Here is a 23,433-nt window from a genome sequence, read left to right as displayed (position 1 = left end):
TGTGGGGTGGTGCGTGAGGGACATCAGGTACGCCCGCGCAGGGCGCGGTCGGTCACGGTGAGAACGATGAGCAGGACGCCCAGGACGGCGGCGACGGCGGCCATCAGGTGCAGACCCCGGTCGTCGGCCGACTGTCCGTAGGCCAGGGCGATGAGGCTGGAGGCGGTGATCGCCCCGATGTACTGCGCGGTGCGCTGGAGACCGGCGGCCGAGCCGACGGAGGCGGGCGGCGCGTATGCCTGCACGGCCGCCTGGTTGCTGGTCCCGATCAGCCCCTGCGGGATGCCGAAGCAGGCGCCGGCGAGCAGCAGGAGGGCGACCGGTGCGTCGCCGGACAGCAGGAACAGCATTCCGGCTCCGGCGGTGAGCAGGACGCAGGCCAGGACGAGCGGACCCCGGATGCCCTTCGTACGGGCGCCGAGCAGCGAGCACACCAGCGCCGCGACGGACATCGGCAGCATCAGGAGTCCGGTGTGCCCGGACGAGTAGCCGCGGGCCTCCTCCAGCCACTGCGTGTATCCGTACATCACGCAGTAGATCAGCAGGTAGCTGATGCCGTGCCGGAGGTACGTACGCGAGAGCGCGCCGTTGCCCGCGAGCATCCGCAGATCGATGAAGGGGGCGGGGGTCCGCAGCTGCCACCACACGAGGGCGGCGCCCAGCGCGGCGAACGGTGCGAGCAGCCACCACATCGGGTGCGCGAGGTCGAGCAGGAAGAAGACCAGGACGGTCAGCGCGCTCGCGAACAGGCCGATGCCGAGCGGGTCGAGCCCCAGCCGGGGCGCCGGGCCGCCGGCCGCGCGGGCACGGGGCGGGTCGGCGGGGATCCAGAGCAGGGCCGCGCCGAGGGCGATCAGCGCCACGGGCACGTTGACGGCGAAGATCGCGCGCCAGCCGGCGGTCATGACGAGCAGTCCGCCGAGCGTGGGCCCGACCGCCGCACTGCCGAGCGCGGCGAAGGAGAGCCGGGCCAGCACCGGGCGCGGGGTCGCCCGGCCGATCCGGGCCGACTCGTCGCGCAGCACCGCCATCGCGGCCGGGTAGGCCGCCGACGTGCCGATACCGAGCAGCAGCCGCGACACGATCAGCTGGCCGAAGCCCTGCGCGAAGGTGCCGACCAGGCCGGAGGCGACGACCACGACGAGCCCGGCGAGGAAGACCCGGCGCGGCCCGAGGACGTCGGCGAGCCGGCCCAGGACGGGCTGGGCGACGGCGCTGGCCAGGTAGAGGACGGAGATCAGCCAGGCGGTGTCGGCGGCGCCGACGGAGAAGTGGTGCCCGATCGCCACCAGCGCCGTGGAGATCATGGTGGTGTTCAGCGGGTTGAGCAGCGAGCCGAGCAGCAGCGGTGCGGTGAGCCGGGCGCCGAAGCCGGGGTCGGACGCCGTCCGGTCCGGGCGGGCCGCCGCGCGTACCGCCCCGGGGAGCACCTCGCGAGCGGTCACGAACCGACCAGGCGTTCGATGAGGGCCACGGCCTCGGTGACCGTCCGCCGCTCGTGCCCGTCCAGCTCGGCGGCGACGGCCTCGGCCAGCCAGTTCCGCTTGGCGGCCCGGACCCGGGCGAGGGTGGTGCGCCCGGCGTCCGTGACCGACATGACGGACTTCCGCCCGTCGGCCGGGTCCGGCGCCCGCTCGACCAGCCCCTGCGCCTCCAGCGCGCCCAGGGTCAGCCGCATGGACTGCGGGCGTACGAACTCGGCGCGGGCCAGGTCCGCGGTGGTCGCGGCGCCCCCGTCGTCCAGCCGGGCCAGCACCGAGCGCTGGGTCGGCGTCAGCAGCGACTCCGACGAGGAGGAACGCAGCCGCCGCAACAGCCGGCCCACCACGGCGGCCAGCTGGTTCGCCACCTCTTCGGCCGTGGGGTCGGGAACCGCCCCAGATGCTTGCGTCATACATTCACCGTACGAGAACGACAGGGCACCTTGCAAGGCAGCCTGCCTTTCTCCGTCATATCGGTCGAGCCACTTCCCGGAGAACGCCCGCCGCGCCTCCACCAGCGCCGCCATGTCCCCGGGCAGCCCCCCGTGGACGAAGTGCCCGCTGCGACGGCAGGGAGGCGACGGGCCCGCGGGGAAGGCGCTGACCCGCGCCTCGTGTCGCGGTCACCCAGAGGGGGACATAGCCTCTCAAACGTGACGCCGCCCGTGAGCCGCACCCGGATCCTCATACCGGGCCGGGCCCTGCTCGCCGTGCTCCTGACGGTGTGCTGGCTGGCCCTCGCACCCGCACCGGCCGCCCGTGCCGACGACCCCGTCACGCTGTCCCGCGAGGGGCAGATCACCGACAGGGCGGGCGCCCTCGCCGACCGCCGCCCCCAGGTGGTCACGGCCCTCGACCGGCTCTACGCCGAGCACCGCCTCCAGCTCTTCGTGGCGTACGTACGCGACTTCTCCGGGCGCTCTCCGCAGGACTGGGCCGACGCCACCGCCGACCGCAACGGCCTCGGCCGCGACGACGTCCTGCTCGCCGTCGCGACCCACGCCCGGCAGTACGCCTACTCCGTCGACCAGGACGCCCCGCTCACCGACGCGCAGCTCCGGGACGTGGCGAACACCGCGATCGAGCCGGCGCTGAAGGAGAACGACTGGGCGGGCGCCGCGATCGGCGCCGCCGACGGCTACGCCGCCGTCCTGTCCGGCGAGCCCGTGCCCGCCCCGGCGATCACCCCCGGCGCCGCCGACCCGGGCTCCGGCTCGGGCGGCACCGGCACCGGCGACCTCCTCCTCCCGGTCGTCCTGCTCTGCGCGGTGGCGGCCGTCGCCGCGTACGCCTTCCTGCGGCGCAAGCGGCGCGCCACCACCCGTACGACGCCCGGCACGACCGGCTGGGGCGGGGCCGCGCCGCCGCCCGCGCCGCTGCCGGAGCTCGACGCGAAGGCCGAGGAGACGCTCGTCGCCACCGACGACGCGGTCCGCACGAGCGAGGAGGAGCTGGGCTTCGCCACCGCCCAGTTCGGGGAGGAGGCCGCCGCACCGTTCGCCGAGGCGGTGGCGTACGCCAAGGGCGAGCTGACCGCCGCGTTCCGGCTGCGCCAGCAGCTGGACGACGCGTTCCCGGAGGACGACGAGACCCGCCGGCGGATGCTGGACGAGATCCTCAGCCGCTGCGCGGACGCCGACGGCCGCCTCGACGCGGTCTCCGAGGACTTCGACCGGCTGCGCGAGCTGGAGCGCGAGGCGCCGCAGGCCCTGGCCGCCGCCGAGACCGTGCTCCGCGAGCTGACCGGCCGCGTCCCGGCCGCCGAGACCGCGCTCGCCTCGATGCGCGGGCGGTACGCGGACCAGGCGTCGGCCCCCGTCGCCGAGGACGCAGGCCAGGCCCGGGACCGGCTCGACTTCGCGGCCTCCTCCCTCGGCCGGGCCCGGCAGGCGGTGGACGGCGGCGACCACGCGACGGCGGCCGTCTACGTCCGGGCCGCCGAGGGCGCACTCGACCAGGCGGGCACCCTGGTCGACGGCGTGGAGCGGCGCGCCCGCGAGCTGGACGAGGCGGCGGACCGGCTGACCGCCGCGCTGACCGAGCTGGATACCGACCTCGCCGACGCGGGCGGGCTGCTCGACGGCATGGGGCAGGGCACGTCCACCGCCGACCTGCGCGGCCGGATCGCCCGGGCGCAGGCGGTGGCCGGCGATGTGCGCGAGGAGCGGGACGGCCGGTACGACCCGATCGACGCGCTGCGCCGGGTGGAGGAGGCGGACCGGGCGCTCGACGAGGCGCTGGCCGGGGCCCGCGAGCGGGAACAGGGCGACACCCGGGCGCGCTCGCTGCTCGACGGGGCGCTGCTGACGGCGCGCTCGTCGGTGGCGGCCGCCGCGGACTTCGTCACGACGCACCGGGGCGCGGTCGGCAGCGCCGCCCGGACCCGGCTCGCCGAGGCGCAGCGCCGGCTGGAGCGGGCCGCCGCACCGGCGGGCGCCGGCGACCCGCAGGCCGCCCTGGCCGAGGCCGGCCGCGCGGACGCGCTGGCCCGCGAGGCGCGCGACCTGGCCGAGCAGGACGTACGCGGGTACGGGTACGGCGGGCGCGGCGGCCCTGGGGGCATGGCGGGCGGAGGCGGCGGAGGCATGGGCGGTGCGGTGCTGGGCGGCATCCTTCTCGGCGGCCTGATGGGCGGGGGCGGCGGCCGGGGCGGATTCGGGGGCGGATTCGGCGGAGGCGGGGGCTTCGGCGGCGGGCCGGGCAGCTTCGGCGGCGGGGGGACGCGGGGCCGCCGGGGCGGCGGCGGGCGCTTCTGACGCGGGAGCGTCCCGTACCCGCACACGTCACCACCACGCGGCACCGCCCTCCGCATGCCCGGACCACGAGCAGCACAACCCGACAGGAGAGAGCCCCATGAGCAAGCAGACCGTCCTCGGCCGTGTCACCCAGCTGGCGAAGGCCAACCTCAACGCGCTGCTCGACCAGGCGGAGGATCCGCAGAAGATGCTGGACCAGCTGATCCGCGACTACACCGCCAACATCGCGGAGGCCGAGCAGGCCGTGGCCGCCACCATCGGCAACCTCCGCCTGATGGAGCAGGACCACCGGGAGGACGTCGAGGCGGCGCGCGAGTGGGGCGGCAAGGCGCTCGCCGCGAGCCGCAAGGCGGACGAGCTGCGGGCGGGCGGCTCCGGGCCCGAGGCAGACACGTTCGACAACCTGGCGAAGGTCGCGCTGGGCCGGCAGCTCCAGGCGGAGAAGGAGGCCAGGACCGCCGAGCCGGCCATCGCCGCGCAGACCGAGGTGGTCGACAAGCTCAAGGCGGGCCTGGACCAGATGAAGGGGAAGCTCTCCGAGCTGAAGGCCAAACGGGACGAACTGGTGGCGCGCGCGAAGTCGGCGCAGGCGCAGAACCGGATGATGGACGCGGTGAAGAGCATCGACGTCCTGGACCCGACGAGCGAGCTGAGCCGGTTCGAGGACAAGGTGCGGCGCGAGGAGGCCCGGGCCCTGGGCAAGCAGGAGCTGGCGGCCTCCTCGCTGGACGCCCAGTTCGAGGAGCTGAACGCGCTGGGCGACAGCGCGGAGGTGGAGGCCCGGCTCGCGGCGCTGAAGACGACGAAGTGAGCCGTGCCCGACCGCTGCTCAGAACATGCTGAGCAGCTCCTCCACCGAGCGTTCGGCGGCCGGCCGCCCGTCGGGCAGCGGCAGTTCGAACCAGACGGTCTTGCCGCGCGGGGTCCGCCTCGCCCCCCAGGCCGCGCTGAGGAGGCCCACCAGCTGGAGGCCCCGGCCGCCCTCGTCCGTGTCCCGGGCGCGCCGGCGCCTCGGCTGGACGAGACCGGCGTCCCACACCTCGCAGACCAGGGTGCGGTCGCGCAGCAGGCGGAGCCGGATCTCGCCCTCTCCGTAGCGCAGGGCGTTGGTGACCAGCTCGCTGACCAGGAGCTCCGTGGTGTCCACCAGGTCGTCGAGGCCCCAGCTGGTCAGCTGGCCCCGGGCCAGCTCCCGGGCGCGGCCGACCGAGCGGGGCTCGCGGGGCAGCCGCCAGTCGCCGACGGCCTCGGTGGGCAGGCCCTGGATGCGGGCCATCAGGAGCGCGATGTCGTCCTCGCCGTGCCGGGTGTGCAGCGAGCCGAGGACCCGGTCGCAGACGTCCTCCAGCGGCTGCGCCGGTTCGGTCAGGGCCTTGCGGAGGGCGGCCAGCCCCTCGTCGAGCGGATGGTCGCGGGACTCGACCAGGCCGTCGGTGTAGAGGGCGAGGAGCGCGCCCTCCTTCAGTTCGACCTCGACCTCCTCGAACGGTTCGCCGCCGACGCCCAGCGGCATCCCGGGCGGTACGTCCAGGAGCAGCGCGGCCTCGCCCGGCTCGACCACGACGGGCGGCAGATGGCCCGCGTTGGCGAAGGTGCAGCGCCGGGTGACCGGGTCGTAGACCGCGTAGACGCAGGTCGCCAGGTACACCTCGGAGAGGTCCGCCTCGCGGGACTTGCGCGCGGCACGGGCGGGCCACTGGGCGCCCCCGCCGCCGGGCGCGGAGGCGGCACCGGGGGTGCCGAGCCCCCGGGCGACCTCGTCCAGCGCGGACAGCACCTCGGCCGGTTCCAGGTCGAGCAGGGCCAGCGTGCGCACGGCGGTCCGCAGTTCGCCCATGGCCACGGCGGCGCGCAGGCCGCGCCCCATCACGTCGCCGACGACGAGCGCGGTGCGGTGTCCGGGCAGCTCGATCACGTCGAACCAGTCGCCGCCGACCTCGTTGGCGGTGTTGCCCGGCAGGTAGCGACAGGCGATGTCGAGCCCGGCGGCCTCGGGGTCGCCGGGGGGCAGCAGGCTGCGCTGGAGGATCAGGGCGCGTTCGTGCTCGCGGCGGTAGAGGCGGGCGTTGTCGATGCAGACGGCGGCACGGGCGGCCAGCTCGGTCGCGAGGGCCCGGTCCCGGGCGTCGAACGGCTCGCTGCCCTTCGTACGGGAGAAGCGGACGAGCCCCACCACGGTGTCGTGGGCGACCATCGGCACGGCCAGCGTGGACTGCACGAAGCCCCGGTCGTCGCCCGGCACTTCCTCCACGCGGCCGGTGCGCAGCGCCACGGCGCACGGCGAGCCGAAGGGGTAGCGGTGGACGGAGCCGAGGGCGGGGGGTGCGGTTCCACCGCCCGGCGGTCCGGAGTCGGACGAGCTCCGGGCGTGGGGCAGGGCGTCGGACACGGCGCTGGCGAAGGCGACGCGGCGCAGTTCGGCGGAGCCGCCGACGGCCTCCTGACTGAGCGGGCTCCAACTGCCGGGGACCGTCTCGTCCCCGGTGAGCAGGGCCTGGTAGAGGTCGACGGAGGCCAGGTCGCAGAAGACCGGGACGGCGACGTCGAGGAGTTCGCGGGCGGTGGTCTCCAGGTCCAGGGAGTTGCCGATGCGGGCGCCGGCCTCGTTGAGCAGGGCGAGGTTGCGGCGGGCACTGGCGGCCTCGCGGGCGGCGGTGTGACGCCGGGTCACGTCGGTGGCGAGTCCGGCGATGCCGATGGGGCGGCCCGATCCGCTGTGCACCCGGTAGAGGTTCATCGACCAGTGCCGGCGCTCGGTGTCGCCGGGGGGCGTGCCGACGAGCTGGAGGTCGGTGACGGAGTTGCCCGTCTCCAGGACCCGTTCGAGCGTGGCGGTCAGGCGGTCGGCCTCGGTGCCGGTGAGGTAGTCGCCGACGGTGCGGCCCCGGTGGTCGTCGGCCCGGCCGCCGAAGACGGTGGCGAAGCGCTCGTTGGCCCGGACGACGGTGAGGTCGGTGCCGAACAGGACGAAACCGAAGGGAGATTGGCCGAAAATCGCCTGCGAGGCGGCGAGGTCCGTCTCGATGCGGCGCAGGGCGCGGACATCCACGACGATGCAGACCGCCGCCCGCCGGCCGGTGGCCGTCTCGCTGGGCATCACATAGATCTCGGCGAGCCCGTGCGCCCCGCCCTCGCCGGGCATCCGGAACGGGACGAGACCCGTCCACTCCTTGCCGTCGAGCACCTCGCCGACCCGGCGGTGGCCCTCGCGGCGTACCTCGCCGGGCAGGAACGCCTCGACCGGGTCCTTGCCCACGGCCTCGTGGGCGGCCACGCCGAAGAGACCGGCGGCCCGGCGGCTCCACTGCTCGATCAGCCCGTCGGGCCCGATCGAGAAGGAGGCGACTCTGATGTAGTCGTAGATCGAGCCGGGCGGACTGCTCTGCCACACGACGTCGCCCGCTGTCCCAGGTATTTCGCTCACGCGACCGTCCCCTCCAGCTCACACACCGGACCGGTCATGCCCGCAGTATTCAGCACTACGGCCCCGTCCGGCACGGCGTTCACGATCACAGCACGGTCTCAGTCCCTTTCAGCCAGGTTCGGCCCCGACCTCCGGTGATCGCTGTGCGTCCCACCTCACTCCTAACCAGGCAGAGCCAGCTCGAACCACACCGTCTTGCCGCTCTTTCCCCGCCGGGTCCCCCAGCGCCGCGCCGCACAGGCCACGAGCTGCAGTCCCCGGCCGCTCTCGTCGTCGGGTCCCGCCGCACGTTCGGTGGGCGGGTCGGGGAGCGGATCGGAGACTTCCACGAGGAGACCGGGCCGGGCGGCGGAGCGGTCCCCGTCCGGCAGGGGGCGCAGCAGCCGCACTCCGATGGGGCCGGGTGTGTAGCGCATGGAGTTGGTGACCAGCTCGCTGACCAGCAGCATCGCCTCGTCACCGACGGCGGCGTCGAGCCCCCAGCCGCGCAGGGTGTCCTGGACGGCGTGCCGGGCGGTGCGCACGGCACCGGGGACAGCCGGAAAGCTCCACTCGGCGCGATCGCCTTCGGTATCGGTCACGCCGATCACTCCCAGAGCCGGCAACGGTGACGTCCTGTATACGGGGGCAAACAGCACATACCCGATATCAGGGGTCAAATACCGCCGGGCTCGGCACGCGGGGCGTACGGGTGTACGGCGGCGCGCACCTACGGGTGCCCGGGAAGCGGGGGCGCACACACCGGGCGCCACGCGCCGCTCCATGATCCGCGCGAGAGGCTCAGCCCAGGTCGCCCGAGGCCCTGAGGTCGTCGAAGAGCAGCTGGTCGACGGGCGGCACCCGGCCGCGGTCGGCGTACGAGAACCACGCCACGTCCTCGATCTCGCTGCTGGCCCTCAGCTCACCGCTGAACCCGGCGGTGTAGCAGGCCATCCGGACCACCGCGCCGTCCGGGAGGCCGGGTCCGCCGGCCTCGTACGTCCCGACGTGCGCGACGGACTCCGCGTCGATGCGGACCGTCAGCTCCTCCTCGATCTCGCGCACGAGCGTGTCGAGGTCGCTCTCGGCACCCTCCCGCTTGCCGCCCGGGATGTAGAAGACGTCCTTCCCGCGCGGGCGGGCGCACAGGATGCGGCCCCCCTCGATCCGCACCCACGCCACCGTGTCGATCAGCACCGGCGGCTCCCCGCCCTCCAGTTCGCCGATCGCCTCGGCCAGCCACTTCTTCTCCTCGGCGCCCGTGGCGCGGGCGATGCGCAGCATCCCCTGCCGGAAGAGCGTGGGCGCCTCCTCGGCCACCGGCTCGCCGTCCCGGCAGGAGAAGCCCGCCGGGGCGTCGAGGAACGCCTGCCGCCGGCGCAGGACCGCCGCCTGTGCGGCGCGGTCCGGGAGGTGGTGCAGGAACGCGAGCAGCGTGGAGAAGCGCTGCCCGTCGGTGATGTCGGCCTCCTTGGGGTGCCCGAGCCGGGCGTACAGCTCCTCGCGCCCGGCCTGGGCGAGGGAGAGCACCCGGCGGGGCGCGGACCCCGTGCCGGGTTCGGTGCGCCGGTCGACCAGGCCGGCCTTCACCAGCCGGGAAATGGCCGGATAGAGCGCCCCGTCGCTGACGGTGCGGATGTGGCCGCCGAGGGCCTGGATGCGGGCCTTCAGCTCGTACCCGTGCAGGGGCTCCTCGGAGAGGAATCCCAGAATCGACAGCTCCAGCACGCCCCGAGCTCCTCACCGCGTCCGTCATCTGCCTGCCCCTCAAGGGGCGTCCCACGCTACCTCTTTCCGCTGTACCTCGATTCGAGGTACAGCGGAAAGAGGGGGCGGTCATGGAAGCGGCCGCGCACCGGCGCACGCCGGTGGCACTCGCGGGTCCGGTCTACGTCGAGCTCCTCGCGGATCCGCGGCCGGGACCAAACATGGCCAGGTGGCCCGCCTGGGCGGGGCGGCGGTGGGCCCCGGTGACGCCGGTGGTCGCCGTGGGCGGTCGCCTCTGCCGCGCACCGCCGGCCCGGCTCACCCTCGGGACCGCCGACGGGGACGCACCGGCCCCGGCCACCGGCTACTTCGCGATCGCACTGCCGGGCACACCGGCGCATGAGCCCCGTGCGCCGCACCTCACGACTGGGCGGCCTGCCCGACGCGCTCCACCCAGTACAACTGCTTGTGCCCACGGTCCTGCAACTTGTCGGCCGCACGCTGGGCCTCGCCCTGCGTGGCGTACCTGCCCACGCGGTAGCGGTTGCCGTTGTCGTCCTGCCGTATCACCAGCCAGGGAAGCACGGCACCGCTGTCACTCATCGTGTTTCTCCCGAGCATCGCGCCCCTCCCCTGAACGATGTGCACGCTTCTAAGGAACTCCAGGAAACCCCGGTACGCATATGCCCGACCCTACGCCTGACCTTCACTCAACGAATACGCCTTTACACAAAGAGGTACCGATCCGGCCAGGAACGGACCAACGCCCTGGGGGCGCATTCTCGCGAATGCGCCCCCAGGGCGTTGCGACGGGTGCGGGAGCGGGACATGACAATCAGAAAGGATCCGAGCCCGCCCCGGTCACCTCACGGGAAGCCGGTAGCCCACCCGGTACCGGTCGGCCGGCACCACCACATCGGCGGTCTCGACGGGCCGCCCCGAGGCGTAGAAGGTCCGCTCGACCACCATCACCACATGGCCCGGGACCCCGCCCAGCGCCAGGAGCTCCTCCGCAAGCCCCGGGCGCGCGCCCACCTGCTCGGCGACGTTGTCCACGACCACATCGATGGCGGCCATCCGCTCGACCACCCCGCAGCCGCCCAGCGGGCCCTCCTCCGGCAGCATCACCGGCGTGCGCCCCGTGATCGCCAGGGGCTCCCAGGAGGTGGAGAGCATCACCGGCTCGCCGGCCTCCCGGAACACGTAATGGGTACGCATGACGCGGTCGCCCGGTTCGATCCCGAGCCGGGCGGCGATCTCGGCGCTCGCACCCTCTTGCTCGCTGCGCGACTCCCAGGTCCCGCGCACCCCGTCCGCCGCCTGCTCCTGACGGAACGGGCCCGCGCCGGCCTCGGGCCGGAAACCGGAGCGCTCGACCATCCGGGGCACCGGCCGCTCGCGTACGTACGTGCCCGAACCGGAGCGGCCCTCGACCAGGCCCTCCGCCATCAGGACCTTGCGCGCCTCCAGCGCGACGGTGTCCGAGACCCCGTACTCCTCGCGGATGCGCGCCTGCGACGGCAGGCGCGTGTGCGGCGGCAGCAAACCGTTGACGATCTTCTCTCTCAGATCGCTCGCCACACGCAGATAGGCGGGCTGCTCACCGAAAGCCACAGGCCACTCCCCAAGAGGTTGACGGACTGCGACAGCGTCGCAACCGTGGGTTCCGAACCGCAAGCGCAGGCCAAAGTTTCACTCGAAGTGATGACATCGAGCGGGTCCGCGCATAGTTCGCGGGGCGGTCCGGAATCCCTTTAAACCGCCTTTGCCGAACCCTTGACCGCGTTTGGTCCAGACCAATAACTTCTGGCCTCATGCGTCGAAGAACCTCGTCTTCACTCGCCATCGCCGCCTGCGCTCTCACGCTCGCGGCCTCCTTCTCCCCCGCCGCCAACGCCTCGTCCGGGCACGGCGGGAGCCACGGACACCGCGGCGGCGGCAGCGGCCACCACGGCACCGCGGCCGAGTACAAGCGCGTCGGCTACTTCACCCAATGGGGCGTCTACGGGCGCGACTTCCAGGTCAAGGACCTGGAGACGAGCGGCACCGCGGCCAAGCTCACCCACATCAACTACGCGTTCGGCAACGTGAGCGCGGACGGCACGTGCTTCACGGGCAACGTGCCCGGCGAGGCCGACGCCTGGGCGGACTACGTCCGTCCGCTCGACGCGGCCGGCTCCGTGGACGGGGTCGCCGACACCGACGACCAGAGGCTGGCGGGCAACTTCAACCAGCTCCGGGAGCTCAAGGCGAAGCACCCCGGCCTCAAGGTGATGATCTCGCTCGGCGGCTGGAGCTGGTCCACGCACTTCTCCGACGCGGCCCGCACCGCCGCATCGCGCAAGGCGCTCGTCGCCTCCTGCATCGACCTGTACATCAAGGGCAACCTGCCGGTGGACGGGACGCGGGGCGGCGAGGGCGCGGCGGCCGGCCTCTTCGACGGCGTCGACATCGACTGGGAATGGCCGGGATCGGCCGGTGACACCGGCACGGTGTACCGCCCGGAGGACAAGCGGAACTTCACCGCCCTGGTCCACGAGTTCCGCACCCAGCTCGACGCGTACGCGAAGAAGGCCGCCAAGGACCGCGAGGGCCACCACGGCGCGAAGCCCAGGCACTACGACCTCTCGGCGTTCGTCCCGGCGTCCCCCGAGAAGATCGACGCCGGGTTCGACGTGCCGCGCATCATGCGGGACTTCGACTTCGTGAACCTCCAGGGCTACGACTTCCACGTCTCCGGCGAGGCGAGGACGGCCCAGCAGTCCGCGCTGTACGCCAAGGGCGACTACAGCGTCGACCGGACCGTGCGGGACTGGCTGAAGCGGGGCGCCCCGGCGCGCAAGCTGGTGATGGGCATGCCCTTCTACGGCCAGGGCTGGACGGGCGTGACCGGCGGCGGCGACGGCCTGGGGCAGCCGGCGGCGGGCCCCGCCCCGGCGACCTGGGCGGCCGGTTACGAGGACTACAAGGCCCTCAGGAAACTGGCCGAATCCGGTACGTACAAGGTGCACCGCAACGTCCGCGACGGCAGCGCCTGGCTGTTCGACGGCACCACGCTGTGGACGTACGACGACCCCCAGGTGCTGCGCACCAAGACCGCGTACATCCGCGACCACCGGCTCGGCGGCGCGATGTTCTGGTCGCTGGACGGTGACACGGAGGACGGCGAGCTGATCACGGCCGTCGACCGCGGGCTCTCCCGCCGGTAGGAACACCCGAGGGGCGGCTGCGCGGCCGCCCCTCGCGCGCTCACCCGGTCCTATCGCAAGCTGGGTGCGAGGTCCCGGGTGGAGATCGCGCGGATCGCGATGACCCGGCGGGCCGCATGACACTCCATCAAGACGCTTACGTGCAAGCCCTATTGACGGGCACACACCCCTGAGTATGGTCTAGACCTAAGGTGAGCCGTGGTCGCCCCCGGGCGGCCGTCGGCGTGCGCGGGGCTGCGGGCGGCGCCCCCTCGCCACCGGCCGTACCCCTGCCCCCACCGCGCCGGCACCCCCTGACAAGGCCGCTGCCCGGTGCGGGCATGTCCGACCGCTGCCGTCACCCCGCGGCAGTCCCAGCGAAGGAGTTGGCATGAACGCGAAGCGAAAACTGGCCCTCGTACTCGGTGCGGGAGTCGCCCCCCTGCTCGCGGTGGTCCTTCCGGCCACCACGGCCAGCGCGCACGGTTACGTCTCCTCGCCGCCGAGCCGCCAGGCGCAGTGTGCGTCCGGCGCGGTGGACTGCGGCCAGATCAAGTACGAGCCGCAGAGCGTCGAGGGCCCCAAGGGCCTGAAGAGCTGCAGCGGAGGCAACGCGCAGTTCGCCGAGCTGGACAACGACAGCAAGGGCTGGAAGGCCACCCCGGTCGGCAGCTCCGCGGACTTCTCCTGGACGCTGACGGCCCGCCACGCCACGAGCACCTGGCAGTACTACATCGGCGGGTCGAAGATCGCGGAGTTCAACGACAACGGCGCCCAGCCCGGCGCCACCAAGACCCACCACGTGAACCTCAGCGGCTACAGCGGCCGCCAGAAAGTGCTGGCCGTCTGGAACATCGCGGACACCGCCAACGCGTTCTACGCCTGCATCGACCTCCAGATCGGCGGGGGCGGCACCCCCGGCGGCGGAGACGGCGGCGACGGCGGGGACCCGGGCGACTGCGCCGCCTCGGCGTGGGAGGCCGGCCGCGTGTACAACGGCGGTGACACGGTCTCGTACAACGGGCACACCTGGCGCGCCAAGTGGTGGGTGCAGGGCGACCAGCCCGGCACGACCGGCGAGTGGGGCGTCTGGGAGGACCTCGGCACCTGCTGACCCACACCTCTCCGCGGGGCTCCTGCCCCGCGGAGAGGTACGTACGGGCCGGGCTCATGCCGCGTACGACCCGGTCCGCGCGCCGCCCGCGGAGGCGAGGACCTTACGCGTGACGCGCTCGGCGATCGCGGCGACCAGGGCGCGCGGCCGGCGCGGCAGCAGGTGCGCGGACAGGGAGTTGCCGAACCCCGGGGTGACATAGGCGCGGTCCCGGTCGAGGGCGGCCAGCGCGGCGCGCACGACCGGCTCCGGCGTGCTCATCGACCCGTTGACGGCCGCATCGCGGGTCCCGATGGCCTCGAAGAACGGGGTGTCGACGGGCCCGGGGCACAGGGTGAGCACCCGCACGCCGCGCCCTCGGCACTCCTGGCGCAGGGACAGCCCGAAGTTCAGCACGAACGCCTTGGCCGAGCTGTACACCGCGAAGTACGGGGCGGGCTGGAAGGCCGCGGTGGAGGCGACGTTGACGACGGCGCCGGTGCCGCGTTCCAGCATGCCGGGGAGCAGGGCGTGTGTGAGGCCGACGAGCGCGACGACATTGACCATCAGCTGGTCGTGGTCGCGCCCCGCGTCGATGTCCTCGAAGCGGCCGCAGGTCCCGAACCCCGCGTTGTTGACCAGCAGCCCGATGCGCAGACCGAGCGCGTCGAGCCGGTCCGCCACGGCACGGGCGGCGCCGGGCTCGGCGAGGTCCTGGACGAGGACGTGGGCGCGTACACCGTGCTCGGCCTCCAGCCGCGCGGCGAGGGCGGTGAGCCGGCCCTCGGAACGGGCGACCAGGACGAGATCGTGCCCGCGGGCGGCGAGCTGAGCGGCGAACTCCGCGCCGAGCCCGGAGGAGGCACCGGTGACGAGAGCGGTTGCAGGCATGGCAGGTCTCCTTGACGAGGCTTCGACGGACTGAGCATCTGCAACAAGAGAGTACTCGTTCCCGCTCTATCTGCAACACGGTTGTCTCACATAACCCAGAGGTGGCGCATGGGTGTTACGTTTCAAGGGCTGGAGCAGCTGAGCGGACGAGGGAGAACGCCATGGGCGGGGAGACAACGGCACGGCCGCTGCGGGCGGACGCGGAGCGGAGCGTGCGCCTGATCCTGGAGGCGGCGGAACGCCTGCTGTCCAAGGACCCCGGCGCCTCGATGGAGCAGATCGCGGCCGAGGCGGGCGTGTCCCGCACGACGATCCACCGCCGCTTCGCGCACCGCCAGGCGCTGACCGACGCCCTGGCCCTGTCGGCGGCCCGCCAGCTCGCGCAGGCCGTGGAGGACGGCCGCCCCACCACCGCCCCGCCCCTGGTGGCCCTGCACCGCATCACCGCCAACGTCCTGGAGGTCAAGGGCGCGTGGACGTTCGCCCTGAGCCTCCCCGCCACCCCCGGCATGGAGGCGGCGGCCCTCCACGAGACGATGACCGAGCACTGCCTCACGGTCCTGGAGCGCGCCCGCGAGGACCGCCTCATCGACGCCTCGGCCGACCTCCACTGGCTCCAGCGCGTCTACTACGCCCTCCTCGGCGAGACGCTGCACGGCAACCCGGCCGACCCGTTGACGGACCCGGACGCGCTGGCGGCGCGGGTGGTGGAGACGTTTCTGCGGGGGGCGGGGGGACGGGGGTGACGCGGCCCGCCCTGCCACTACCCAGCCGGCGGAGCCGTCCCCGGATGCCGCCCAACAGGCAACGGGCAACCCTGCCGAATCTTGAATGCCGAGGCGCACCTCGTGCCAGACTCACTCGCGGACGCGGAGCGAAGTGGCCTCCTCACAAAGGGTGTTCACGCCTGCTCGCCACGTCCGCCTGTGAACGTCGAACGAAAGTCCCCCGTGAGGGCGCCCGGCTCTCACGGTCACTCTTCGAGGGGGAGTCCGATGACGAGCACGCCATCACACTTCGGCCCGGAGCTTCGCCGATTACGCGTGGAGGCGAACCTGTCCCTCCGCGGCTTGTCCGCAGCGCTCAACTACGACAAGGGATACCTCAGCAAGGTGGAGCGCGGTGAGCGTTCCGCCTCACCCGAACTGGCCCGGCGGTGCGACGCCTTCCTCGGCGCGAACGGCGAGCTGCAGCGTCTGGTCACCGACGCCGAAAGCACGGGCCGCTCGGCTCAGAGCCTCCCGCACCCCGGACGCCGTACGGTGCTCGCCGCCGGGACGGGGTCGGTGCTCGATCTCGGACTGAAGCTGGGCGGCCGGACGGCCCCCACCGCCGCCGAGCCACTGTTCCTCTCCTTCCAAGCGCAGTTCGACCAGCTGCGCACACTGGGCCAGTCCACGTCACCGAAGGTGCTGCTTCCTCTGCTGGAGTCCCAGACACGCCTGGTCGCAGGACTCGCCACCGGTGCATCGTCTGCCACGCGCGCCTCAGCCCTCCTGCTCGCGTCGAGGTTCGCGGAGTTCACCGGCTGGATGGCTCAGGAGGCCGGGAACACCCCGGCGGCACTCGACTGGACAGATGAGGCGGTCGAACTGGCCGGCGCCGGGGGCGACCCGCACCTCGGGTCGTACGCCCTTGTGCGCCGCGCTCTCGTCACCTTCTACGACGGAGACGCCGCGAGCACCATCGCGCTGGCCCGGCGGGCCCAAGGGCGGCATCTGCCGTCGCGCATCCGAGGGCTCGCGGTGCTGCAGGAGGCGCAAGGCCACGCCCTCCTCGGTGAGGAACTGGACTGCCTCCAGGGCCTCGACACAGCGCGGAAGCTGCTGCACAGCGACGACTCCCGCAGCGGCCTCGGCCCCGTCCTCGGCACCACGCATGTGAGCGACCCGGCCGCGATGACGACCGGCTGGTGCCTGTACGACCTCGGCCGCCCCGCGGCCGCCGCCGAGATCCTCGACCGGGAGTGCCACCGTCTTCCGGCGCACGCGCTGCGCACCCAGGCCCGGTACGGCTTCCGCAGGTCCCTGGCTCACGCCGCTGCCGGAGAGGTCGAGCATGCGTGCGCGATCGCCGGTGAGCTGCTGGGCGTCATGCCGGCCATACCTTCGGCGACGGTGAACACCGACGTCCGGCGCCTGGCGCGGGAGCTGTCCCGCTTCCGCAGCAATCGGTCTGTACGCGATCTGCAGCCGGCACTGGCACGGGCTCTCGTGCCCACCCACGGCTGACACCCCGCAACTCCCCCTGCCCGGTTCGCCGGTCACTCAGTCTCCTGCGGGCTGCCCACGAGCGCCAACCGGGGCGCACACCTTCGCCCGTACGCCCCGCGCGGACGCGCCATGCCGTCGCGGGCCGAAGGCGTGCGCCCCGTAGCGCCTCCTCACCTCAGCTCTTCCATGAAGGGAACTCCCATGCCTGACGTCTTCGTCAACTACCGCACCGGCGACGAGGAAACAGCGGCGGCCATGATCGACCGCGAACTCGCCCGGAGGTTCGGCCGCGAGCGTGTCTTCCTCGACAGCAATTCGATCGATCCCGGCCAGCGCTTCCCGGCGGTGCTGGCCGACGCAATCGAGGAATGCCAAGTGCTCCTCGCCGTCATCGGCCCGCGCTGGGCCGACGTACGCGGAAGCGACGGCCGGCCCGCACTGGAATCCGAGCAGGACTGGACCCGCCGGGAGATCGAAACCGCCCTCTGCCGTGGGGTCCTCGTCATCCCCGTGCTCGTCGGGCGCGCGACACGCATCGACCCGACCGTCCTCCCGGAGGACCTGCGGGAGCTGGCGGACTGCCAGTACCGGCGGTACGACCACCGCAACTGCGAGTACGACCTGAGGGCACTGGGCGACGCGCTCGCCAGGCTCCTGCCGGAGCTGGGTGAGGTGGACAGTGACGCCCGCGCGGCTCAGAAGCGGGCGGAGGAGAAGCCCCGCGAGCAGGCGGACGGGGAACGCGGGCGTGCCCGGATGCGCACGCGCGACGCGAAGCAGCGCATCCGCAGCGGCATCGGGAACCTCAACGGCGACCTCGGGACCTACATCAGCGAGCCGCAGGGGCCGGTGAACACGGGGCGGGGCCACCAGTACAACGCCCCTCATTTCGAGGGTGACAACACCGGGGTCCAGTACACGGCGGGCGACAACAGCGGCACGGTCCATCAGCGCTTCGAGCGTGAGCGCCGGCGTTCGGACGACGAGCGATGAGCGATCAGGACCGCGTGACGGTCAACGATCCGCGCGGACCCGTCAATAGCGGCGACGGCCCTCAGTACAACAACCACTACTACAGCGCGGACTGGCTCAGCCGCAAGGAAGTCGAGACCCTCCGGATCGTCCGCGAGGAGCGGATGCGCCTGGCGGACCGTTTCGTCCGGCCGACGGGCTACCACGTCGCCGCCGACCGTCTGAAGAAGCCTGGGACGGTGCTGCTGCTGGACGGTCGGCCCGGGATCGGCCGCCGAGCCGCGGCGATCATGCTGCTGCACGGACTCGCGCCGGACGACGGCACCGGGCCACGGTTCGACGAGCTTCCCTCGGCCGACAAGGACACGGGACCCTTCACACCGGGCAGGGGCGATCGGTTCCTTCTCGACCTGTCAGGCGTTCGCGACGAGGAGACGTACGCCACGGCCCAGCGGGACCTGGCCGTGCGCCGGTCCCGGGTCCAGGAGGCGGGCGCCCACCTGGTGGCTGTCCTGCCGGCGGGCCTGGACCACGCCCACGCGCCGGACCTGGAGCCGCACATCATCGGGCTGGGACGCCCCAGGGGCCTTGCGGTCCTCACCCGGTATCTCCGTATGGACCGCATGGTCTTCCGTTCCTCGGACCTGCGGAGCGCAGAACTGCAGCAGTTGTGCGACCGCTCAGCCATGCATGAACTGGCGAAATTGGCCCGCCTGGTGAGAGACGCACGTGACGGCGGACGGTTCGGCACCGAGTTCGCGAGCTGGCTCGACCAGGCGGTCCACGCGGTGACAGACCGGGCCGGCGAGGTCGGCCGACAAGTCGCCGAGGCCCGCTCCACCGCCGAGCGGGCACTCCTGCTCTCGGCCGCAGTCTTCGAGGGCGCCCGCGCCGACACCGTGTACGAGGTGTGGCGCGGGCTGTTGCGGACGGTCGGTCACGAGGAGGAGACGGCGACCGAGCTCGCGGGTACGGATTTCGGTGAGCGGCTGAACGCGCTGAATATCGAACGGGGCCCCGACGGACGGCTGCGCTTCGAGCGGCTCGCCTACGCCGACGCGGTACGCACGTACTTCTGGGCGAACTTTCCGGGGGTGCGCGACGACCTCAAAGACTGGATCGGCAACGCCGCCGGGCACCAGGACCTGACCCTTGACGACCGGATCGACCTCGTCATCCGCTTCGGCGAGTGTTCCCTGGCCGTCGAGCGGCCCAACCACCTTTTCGACCTCGCGGCGCGCTGGGCGGACGGCGCGACCGGGGCCGGCGGAGACCCGCGTGCGGCAGCCGCCCTCGGGCTGGGCCTCAGCCACGAGAGGTTCGGCGGGTGGTTCCGGAGGCGTATCTACGACTGCGCACGGTCCGGCTCTCCGCCGGACGGCCTCGTACGCGTACTGACCACCGCCTGCTGCCAGTACCTCGGCACGACTCACCCCGACCAGGCTCTGGTCAGACTCCACCACCTCGCCGCGCGGGAAGGCGGCGCCGCCCGCGAAGCGAGGGACGGCCTGTTCGAACTGGCCTGCCGCGACCGCCGGCTCTACCGGCTGCTGATCGACCGTCTGAGCGAGCGGACGCACCGGGAGCCACGTGCGGCAGCGCCCCACCTGCGCCTGCTCACCGAACTCCTGACGAGCGACCGGGCCGGGGACCCGCCCCCGTGGCCCGATCTGTTCGTGGGCTGGGAAGCGGTCTTCGCCCGACCGCCGACCGACCTCTGGGCACCGCTGGTAAGCAGTTGGCTGACCAGCGCAGCCGAAGGCCCCACGCGGGAAATGGCGCTACGCGTAATGGTCGGTTCGACGCATGCCCGCGCACCTGCCCTGCACCGCCTTTACGCCATCGCATGCACATGGGCGAGGACCGCGCACCACCCCGCCCAGGCTTCCGTCGCAGCCCTCTTCTGGAAGCACATCGACCAGGCGCAGTACGACCGCGCGGAGGGTGCGCGACGAGCGGGCACCGGACCACGGACCACGGAAGAGGCACGATGAGAGATCGCTTTCCCCGCCTGCTGTTCGTCACCGTGTGCGGCCTCGCTCCGACCACGCTCGGGAGCCTTCTGGACTGGTCACCCCTGCTGTGGGGGTTCATGTCCATGGTCACCGTGTCGGGCTCTCTCCTGCTCATACTGGCGTTGCGCAGCAGTGGCCGCGAGCCGGCCCAGCTCAACGAACACGAGGAGCCTCAACCGTCGGCGCCGCCGGAACAGCCGTACCAGGAGACTCGGGTGAGCGAAGCGGCCCTGCCCAGCGCGCGAGACGGCTACGACTTCCTTTTCTCCGCCACCGTGTGGTGGCGGCCCGTGCCCGGCCATGCCGACTGGTCCGGCAGTGCCTCGCCGGCTCTCGCCGTGTCCGCGGTCATCAACCGGGCTTCGGCGGTGGTGCGCCATGAAGACCCCGCTCGGGCGAGCTTCGCCCGCTACCTCCTGGAGGGAGAGCTCGGCATTCCGTTCACGGACCGAAGCGGGTGGGTGGAGTCCATGCTGGCCGATGTGACTCTGACACTCGCCCCCGCCGACCGCGACCGGCTGCGGAAACTAAGCGACCTGCGCAAGGACGAGGAGGTCTGGGAGCACGAACGGCAGCACGAACGCAGCAAACGGCAGTACCTGGGTGAGGACGTGCTCAAGAGCACGGGCAGCGCTGTGGTGTGGTGGCTGGCCCGCCACGAGGAGGAGATCGAGAAGGCGGTCGACATGATCGGCCCGCTCGCCCAGATCTCGGCGGCCGCCAAGGACGAGGAGGTGCCCGACCTCTTCCGGCACCTGCTCGTCCCACCCGTGGGCGCGAGGACCGAGGCGACCGTCGGCGGCCCGCCTTGGGACGGCTCCGTCTACGAGAACGGAATACCCGACCGCGAAGAGGAAGTGAGCATCGCGGAGCGATTGCGCCTGCTGCTTGGGGCGGTCGGCCTGAAACCGGACATGGACGCGTACACGGTGATGGTGCACCGCGTGGTGGTCACGCTGGAGGCGGAAGGGCTGGACGAAGCCGCAGAGGAGATCCGGCGGGAGTTCCTATCGACGGACGGGACCGAGCCCAGCGAATCCCCCGACGCCTCGGACAACCGAGACCGGCCCCGGTGGGGGACGTCCATGTACGACGACACGACACCCCCGTACTTCTGGGATACCTCCCACACCCCTCACCGCCCCGAATCACCCCTCGGGGAGGATCTTGACGACCAGGCCGACCACTGACCCGGCTATGGGCAGTTCGGGGGTCCCCCGCCGCAACACGCGGCGGGGGGCCCCGAGCGCGAAGCAAACGGCGTCACACGTTGAACCGGAACTCGACCACAAGGCTCTGACCTGCGGAAATGCAGGCGCATCCCAGCACCATCCCAGCACGGGGTCCGCGACAAAGTACAAGAAGATCCAATGGCGCCGAGACTACGCCGCCGGATGCGGGCTGCGCAGCATTCCACCCGATGTAATAGTTCCTGTACTAGACTGGTCTCATGAAGTCACCCCGCCCCGGAGGTACGGAGAACATCTCCGTCTCGATGCCCTCGGAACTCCTCGGCGCTCTGCGCACGCGCACCGGCAAGCGCGGCGTATCCGCGTATGTGACAGCGGCGGTCCGGCACCAACTGGCGATGGACGGCCTCGGCGAGATCGTGGCCGCCTACGAAGCCGAGCACGAATCGCTGAGCGAGGCCGAGGTCCAGGCCGCACAGCACGAACTGTTCGGTGACGCATCGGCGCCCTACGCGTCGAACGACAGCGCCGCATGAAGGAGCCCGCCGCGAGGTCCCTGGTGCTGGACTCCCAAGCGCTGTCACTGCTCCTGCGCAACGACCGCCAGATGATCACCCGGATCGAAGCCGCTCGGCGCGCGGGCGTACCCGTCCTCGTGTCGGCCCTGACAGTGGTGGAGGCCGTCCACGGGAAGACGGATACCGCCCGGCTGCGCTGGGTGCTCTCCAGGCTTCAGGTCCAAGACGTCACCCAGGCGGACAGCCTCACCGCGGTGCAGCTGCTGAGCGACGCCGGCGGCCTGCACGGCCACAAGTACGCCATCGACGCCCTCATCGCCGCGATGGCGCTCCGCTCACCGGCACCCGTCCTCGTACTCACCTCGGACCGCGACGACTGGTCGAAACTGTGCGGCGACCGCGTACAGATCAAGGATGTCTGAGCTTGGCGGTTGGCCCTTTGATCGAATGTGTTCGGTGAGCGGCTAAGGAGAGGGCTCCGGCGATCCGGCCGCCGGGCTTGAGGACCCGGATCATCTCGGCGAAGACGGCAGGTTTGTCGGCGGGCAGGTTGATGACGCAGTTGGAGATGACGACGTCGATGGTGTTCGCGGACAGCGGGATGGCCTCGATGGCGCCCTTGAGGAACTCGACGTTGGTAGCGCCGGCCTTCTGCTGATTCTCGAGCGCGAGGGCGAGCATCTCCTCGGTCATGTCGAGCCCGTACGCCTTGCCGGTGGGGCCGATGCGGCGGACGGAAAGCAGTACGTCGATGCCGCCGCGGGAGCCGAGCTCCAGGGCGCGTTCGCCTTCGTGGAGGTCGGCCACCGCGGTCGGTTTGCCGCAGCCTAGGGAGGCGGCGAGGACCTCAGCGGGCAGGGCGTCGCGCTCGTCTGCGGCGTACAGGGTGGAGCCGAAGTTGTCGTCGATCTCGATGACCTCGGGTCCGCAACATGCGGTGCCGCCTACGCCAGTCGACCATTTCCATAAACTATGAATATAAAAAAGCTATGCTTCGAGCGTGAGTCGACAAGACACCGCTCCTGGCGCGTCCGCCGCCATCGGGGCAGCCCTCTACGGCCTGGCCACCAGGGCCGCGAGACGCCTGCCCCGGGACATGAGCCTGACGTCCGCCGCCACCCTGGCCACCCTGGACCGGACCGGCCCGCGGCGCATCACCGATCTGGCCGCGGTCGAGGGCGTCACCCAGCCCGCGATGACCGCCCTGGTCCGGGTGATGGAGGAGTCCGGCCTGGTCGAGCGGCGGGGCGACGCGTCCGACAAGCGGGTCACGCTGGTGTGCCTGACCGAGGCCGGCGCCTCCTGTGTCCGGACGCGGCGCCAGGCGGGCGTCCACGCGTTCGAGCGGTTGATCGGCGAGCTCACCGGCGATGAGGTCGAGGCGCTGGTGGCGGCCCTTCCGGCGCTGAAGCATCTGGCAGAGCTCGAAAGCCAGGACCGCGAAGGGCCGAAGCAGTGACCGGGCAGCCGGTCGGCGGGGTCGCGGTGAAGGCGTTCTGGGTGGCGCGTTCCGAGGCGCAGCTGCTGGTCCCCTCCCTGATGTTCATCGCTCTGGTCGTGGCGGCGGTCGCCAGCCTCGGGGCGCCGCTCATCACCAGCGTGGCGACCACGTTCCACGTCTCGCTCGACAGCGCGCAGTGGACGCTGACCATCGCGCTGCTGAGCGGCGCCGTCGCCACGCCGGTCCTGGGCAGGCTCGGAGCCGGTCCGCACCGGCGGGCCACGATCCTCGCCACGCTGGCGGTCGTCGTCGCCGGCAGCGCGCTCACGGTGCTGCCGCTGCCGTTCGCGTGGCTGCTGGCCGGCAGGGCGGCCCAGGGCGTCGGGCTCGGTCTGACGGCGCTGATGATGGGCGTGGCCCGTGACCACCTCCCCGAGGAGCGCAGCGCGGCCGTGATCGCCCTGATTTCGGTGGTCTCGATCATCGGGGCCGGCGTCGGCTACCCGCTGGCCGCACTGCTCGCCGAGCTCGGCGGGGTACGGGCCGCCTACGGCCTCGGCCTGGT

At 72.3% G+C, this 23,433-nt stretch carries 21 protein-coding genes and 2 pseudogenes; 13 read left to right on the top strand and 10 right to left on the bottom strand.

Going from position 1 to position 23,433, the window contains the following annotated elements; all coding sequences use genetic code 11:
• Window positions 1–23: 23 nt before the first annotated feature.
• Window positions 24–1,430, bottom strand: a complete 1,407-nt coding sequence (locus tag ACLQ2N_RS00115; RefSeq protein WP_425808942.1) for an MFS transporter — start codon at window positions 1,428–1,430, stop codon at window positions 24–26.
• Between the two features lie 11 nt (window positions 1,431–1,441).
• Entirely contained in the window at window positions 1,442–1,894 is a 453-nt protein-coding gene (locus tag ACLQ2N_RS00110; protein ID WP_425808247.1) for a MarR family winged helix-turn-helix transcriptional regulator, read from the bottom strand.
• A gap of 252 nt (window positions 1,895–2,146) precedes the next feature.
• Between ACLQ2N_RS00110 and ACLQ2N_RS00105 the strand changes: the two genes are divergently transcribed.
• Complete coding sequence (locus ACLQ2N_RS00105) at window positions 2,147–4,237, top strand: TPM domain-containing protein (protein ID WP_425808940.1); 2,091 nt, start codon at window positions 2,147–2,149, stop codon at window positions 4,235–4,237.
• 97 nt (window positions 4,238–4,334) lie between these two features.
• Window positions 4,335–5,048, top strand: coding sequence for a PspA/IM30 family protein (locus tag ACLQ2N_RS00100; RefSeq protein ID WP_425808246.1), 714 nt, complete (start codon window positions 4,335–4,337; stop codon window positions 5,046–5,048).
• An 18-nt stretch (window positions 5,049–5,066) separates the two neighbouring features.
• On the opposite strand, the gene ACLQ2N_RS00095 is transcribed toward ACLQ2N_RS00100, so the two are convergent.
• The 6 genes and pseudogenes from ACLQ2N_RS00095 to ACLQ2N_RS00070 form a co-directional block, all read right to left on the bottom strand.
• Window positions 5,067–7,628, bottom strand: a complete 2,562-nt coding sequence (locus ACLQ2N_RS00095; protein WP_425808938.1) for a SpoIIE family protein phosphatase — start codon at window positions 7,626–7,628, stop codon at window positions 5,067–5,069.
• A gap of 194 nt (window positions 7,629–7,822) precedes the next feature.
• Window positions 7,823–8,251 (bottom strand): ATP-binding protein, encoded by a 429-nt coding sequence (locus ACLQ2N_RS00090; RefSeq protein ID WP_425808936.1) that lies wholly within the window; start codon window positions 8,249–8,251, stop codon window positions 7,823–7,825.
• Window positions 8,252–8,441: 190 nt separating this feature from the next.
• Complete coding sequence (locus tag ACLQ2N_RS00085) at window positions 8,442–8,837, bottom strand: NUDIX hydrolase (RefSeq protein WP_425808934.1); 396 nt, start codon at window positions 8,835–8,837, stop codon at window positions 8,442–8,444.
• Between the two features lie 309 nt (window positions 8,838–9,146).
• Window positions 9,147–9,368: pseudogene (locus ACLQ2N_RS00080) on the bottom strand (PadR family transcriptional regulator); the annotation flags it as partial.
• A gap of 399 nt (window positions 9,369–9,767) precedes the next feature.
• On the bottom strand, window positions 9,768–9,968 hold the full coding sequence (locus ACLQ2N_RS00075; protein ID WP_164403001.1) for an SPOR domain-containing protein: 201 nt from the start codon (window positions 9,966–9,968) through the stop codon (window positions 9,768–9,770).
• 240 nt (window positions 9,969–10,208) lie between these two features.
• Window positions 10,209–10,961 carry a GntR family transcriptional regulator gene (locus tag ACLQ2N_RS00070; RefSeq protein WP_425808245.1) on the bottom strand — a complete coding sequence of 251 codons (753 nt, stop codon included), beginning with the start codon at window positions 10,959–10,961 and terminating at the stop codon, window positions 10,209–10,211.
• A gap of 200 nt (window positions 10,962–11,161) precedes the next feature.
• On the opposite strand from ACLQ2N_RS00070, the gene ACLQ2N_RS00065 reads away from it, so the two are divergent.
• Window positions 11,162–12,556, top strand: a complete 1,395-nt coding sequence (locus tag ACLQ2N_RS00065; protein ID WP_425808244.1) for a glycoside hydrolase family 18 protein — start codon at window positions 11,162–11,164, stop codon at window positions 12,554–12,556.
• 370 nt (window positions 12,557–12,926) lie between these two features.
• Window positions 12,927–13,649 (top strand): lytic polysaccharide monooxygenase, encoded by a 723-nt coding sequence (locus tag ACLQ2N_RS00060; RefSeq protein WP_425808243.1) that lies wholly within the window; start codon window positions 12,927–12,929, stop codon window positions 13,647–13,649.
• Window positions 13,650–13,703: 54 nt separating this feature from the next.
• Here ACLQ2N_RS00060 and ACLQ2N_RS00055 read toward each other — a convergent pair whose 3' ends face one another.
• Entirely contained in the window at window positions 13,704–14,519 is an 816-nt protein-coding gene (locus ACLQ2N_RS00055; RefSeq protein ID WP_425808242.1) for an SDR family NAD(P)-dependent oxidoreductase, read from the bottom strand.
• Window positions 14,520–14,680: 161 nt separating this feature from the next.
• Here ACLQ2N_RS00055 and ACLQ2N_RS00050 point away from each other — a divergent pair, with 161 nt between their 5' ends.
• From ACLQ2N_RS00050 to ACLQ2N_RS00020, 7 genes are all read left to right on the top strand, one after another.
• Window positions 14,681–15,265, top strand: coding sequence for a TetR/AcrR family transcriptional regulator (locus ACLQ2N_RS00050; protein WP_425808241.1), 585 nt, complete (start codon window positions 14,681–14,683; stop codon window positions 15,263–15,265).
• 249 nt (window positions 15,266–15,514) lie between these two features.
• Window positions 15,515–16,750 (top strand): helix-turn-helix domain-containing protein, encoded by a 1,236-nt coding sequence (locus tag ACLQ2N_RS00045; protein WP_425808240.1) that lies wholly within the window; start codon window positions 15,515–15,517, stop codon window positions 16,748–16,750.
• 183 nt (window positions 16,751–16,933) lie between these two features.
• Entirely contained in the window at window positions 16,934–17,725 is a 792-nt protein-coding gene (locus tag ACLQ2N_RS00040) for a toll/interleukin-1 receptor domain-containing protein (RefSeq protein WP_425808239.1), read from the top strand.
• Window positions 17,722–19,698, top strand: a complete 1,977-nt coding sequence (locus ACLQ2N_RS00035; RefSeq protein WP_425808238.1) for a hypothetical protein — start codon at window positions 17,722–17,724, stop codon at window positions 19,696–19,698. Before ACLQ2N_RS00040 ends, ACLQ2N_RS00035 begins: the two co-directional genes overlap by 4 nt.
• Window positions 19,695–20,909: a hypothetical protein gene (locus ACLQ2N_RS00030; protein ID WP_425808237.1), complete on the top strand. Its 1,215-nt coding sequence runs from the start codon at window positions 19,695–19,697 to the stop codon at window positions 20,907–20,909. Before ACLQ2N_RS00035 ends, ACLQ2N_RS00030 begins: the two co-directional genes overlap by 4 nt.
• Before the next feature lie 260 nt (window positions 20,910–21,169).
• Entirely contained in the window at window positions 21,170–21,445 is a 276-nt protein-coding gene (locus ACLQ2N_RS00025) for a hypothetical protein (protein ID WP_425808236.1), read from the top strand.
• Window positions 21,442–21,849, top strand: coding sequence for a PIN domain-containing protein (locus tag ACLQ2N_RS00020; RefSeq protein ID WP_425808235.1), 408 nt, complete (start codon window positions 21,442–21,444; stop codon window positions 21,847–21,849). Before ACLQ2N_RS00025 ends, ACLQ2N_RS00020 begins: the two co-directional genes overlap by 4 nt.
• Before the next feature lie 61 nt (window positions 21,850–21,910).
• On the opposite strand, the pseudogene ACLQ2N_RS00015 reads toward ACLQ2N_RS00020, so the two are convergent.
• Window positions 21,911–22,372, bottom strand: a pseudogene (locus tag ACLQ2N_RS00015) (methyltransferase domain-containing protein); the annotation flags it as partial.
• A gap of 151 nt (window positions 22,373–22,523) precedes the next feature.
• On the opposite strand from ACLQ2N_RS00015, the gene ACLQ2N_RS00010 reads away from it, so the two are divergent.
• Together ACLQ2N_RS00010 and ACLQ2N_RS00005 are read left to right on the top strand one after the other, a co-directional pair.
• Window positions 22,524–22,886, top strand: a complete 363-nt coding sequence (locus ACLQ2N_RS00010; protein ID WP_425808932.1) for a MarR family winged helix-turn-helix transcriptional regulator — start codon at window positions 22,524–22,526, stop codon at window positions 22,884–22,886.
• Window positions 22,883–23,433 (top strand): MFS transporter (locus ACLQ2N_RS00005; RefSeq protein ID WP_425808234.1); only part of this gene is annotated, 551 nt, incomplete at its 3' end. The genes ACLQ2N_RS00010 and ACLQ2N_RS00005, both read left to right, overlap by 4 nt.

This window comes from Streptomyces sp. DT224 (genome assembly GCF_049844595.1).
GTDB lineage: Bacteria > Actinomycetota > Actinomycetes > Streptomycetales > Streptomycetaceae > Streptomyces.
This window is presented reverse-complemented; position numbering and strand designations above follow the sequence as displayed.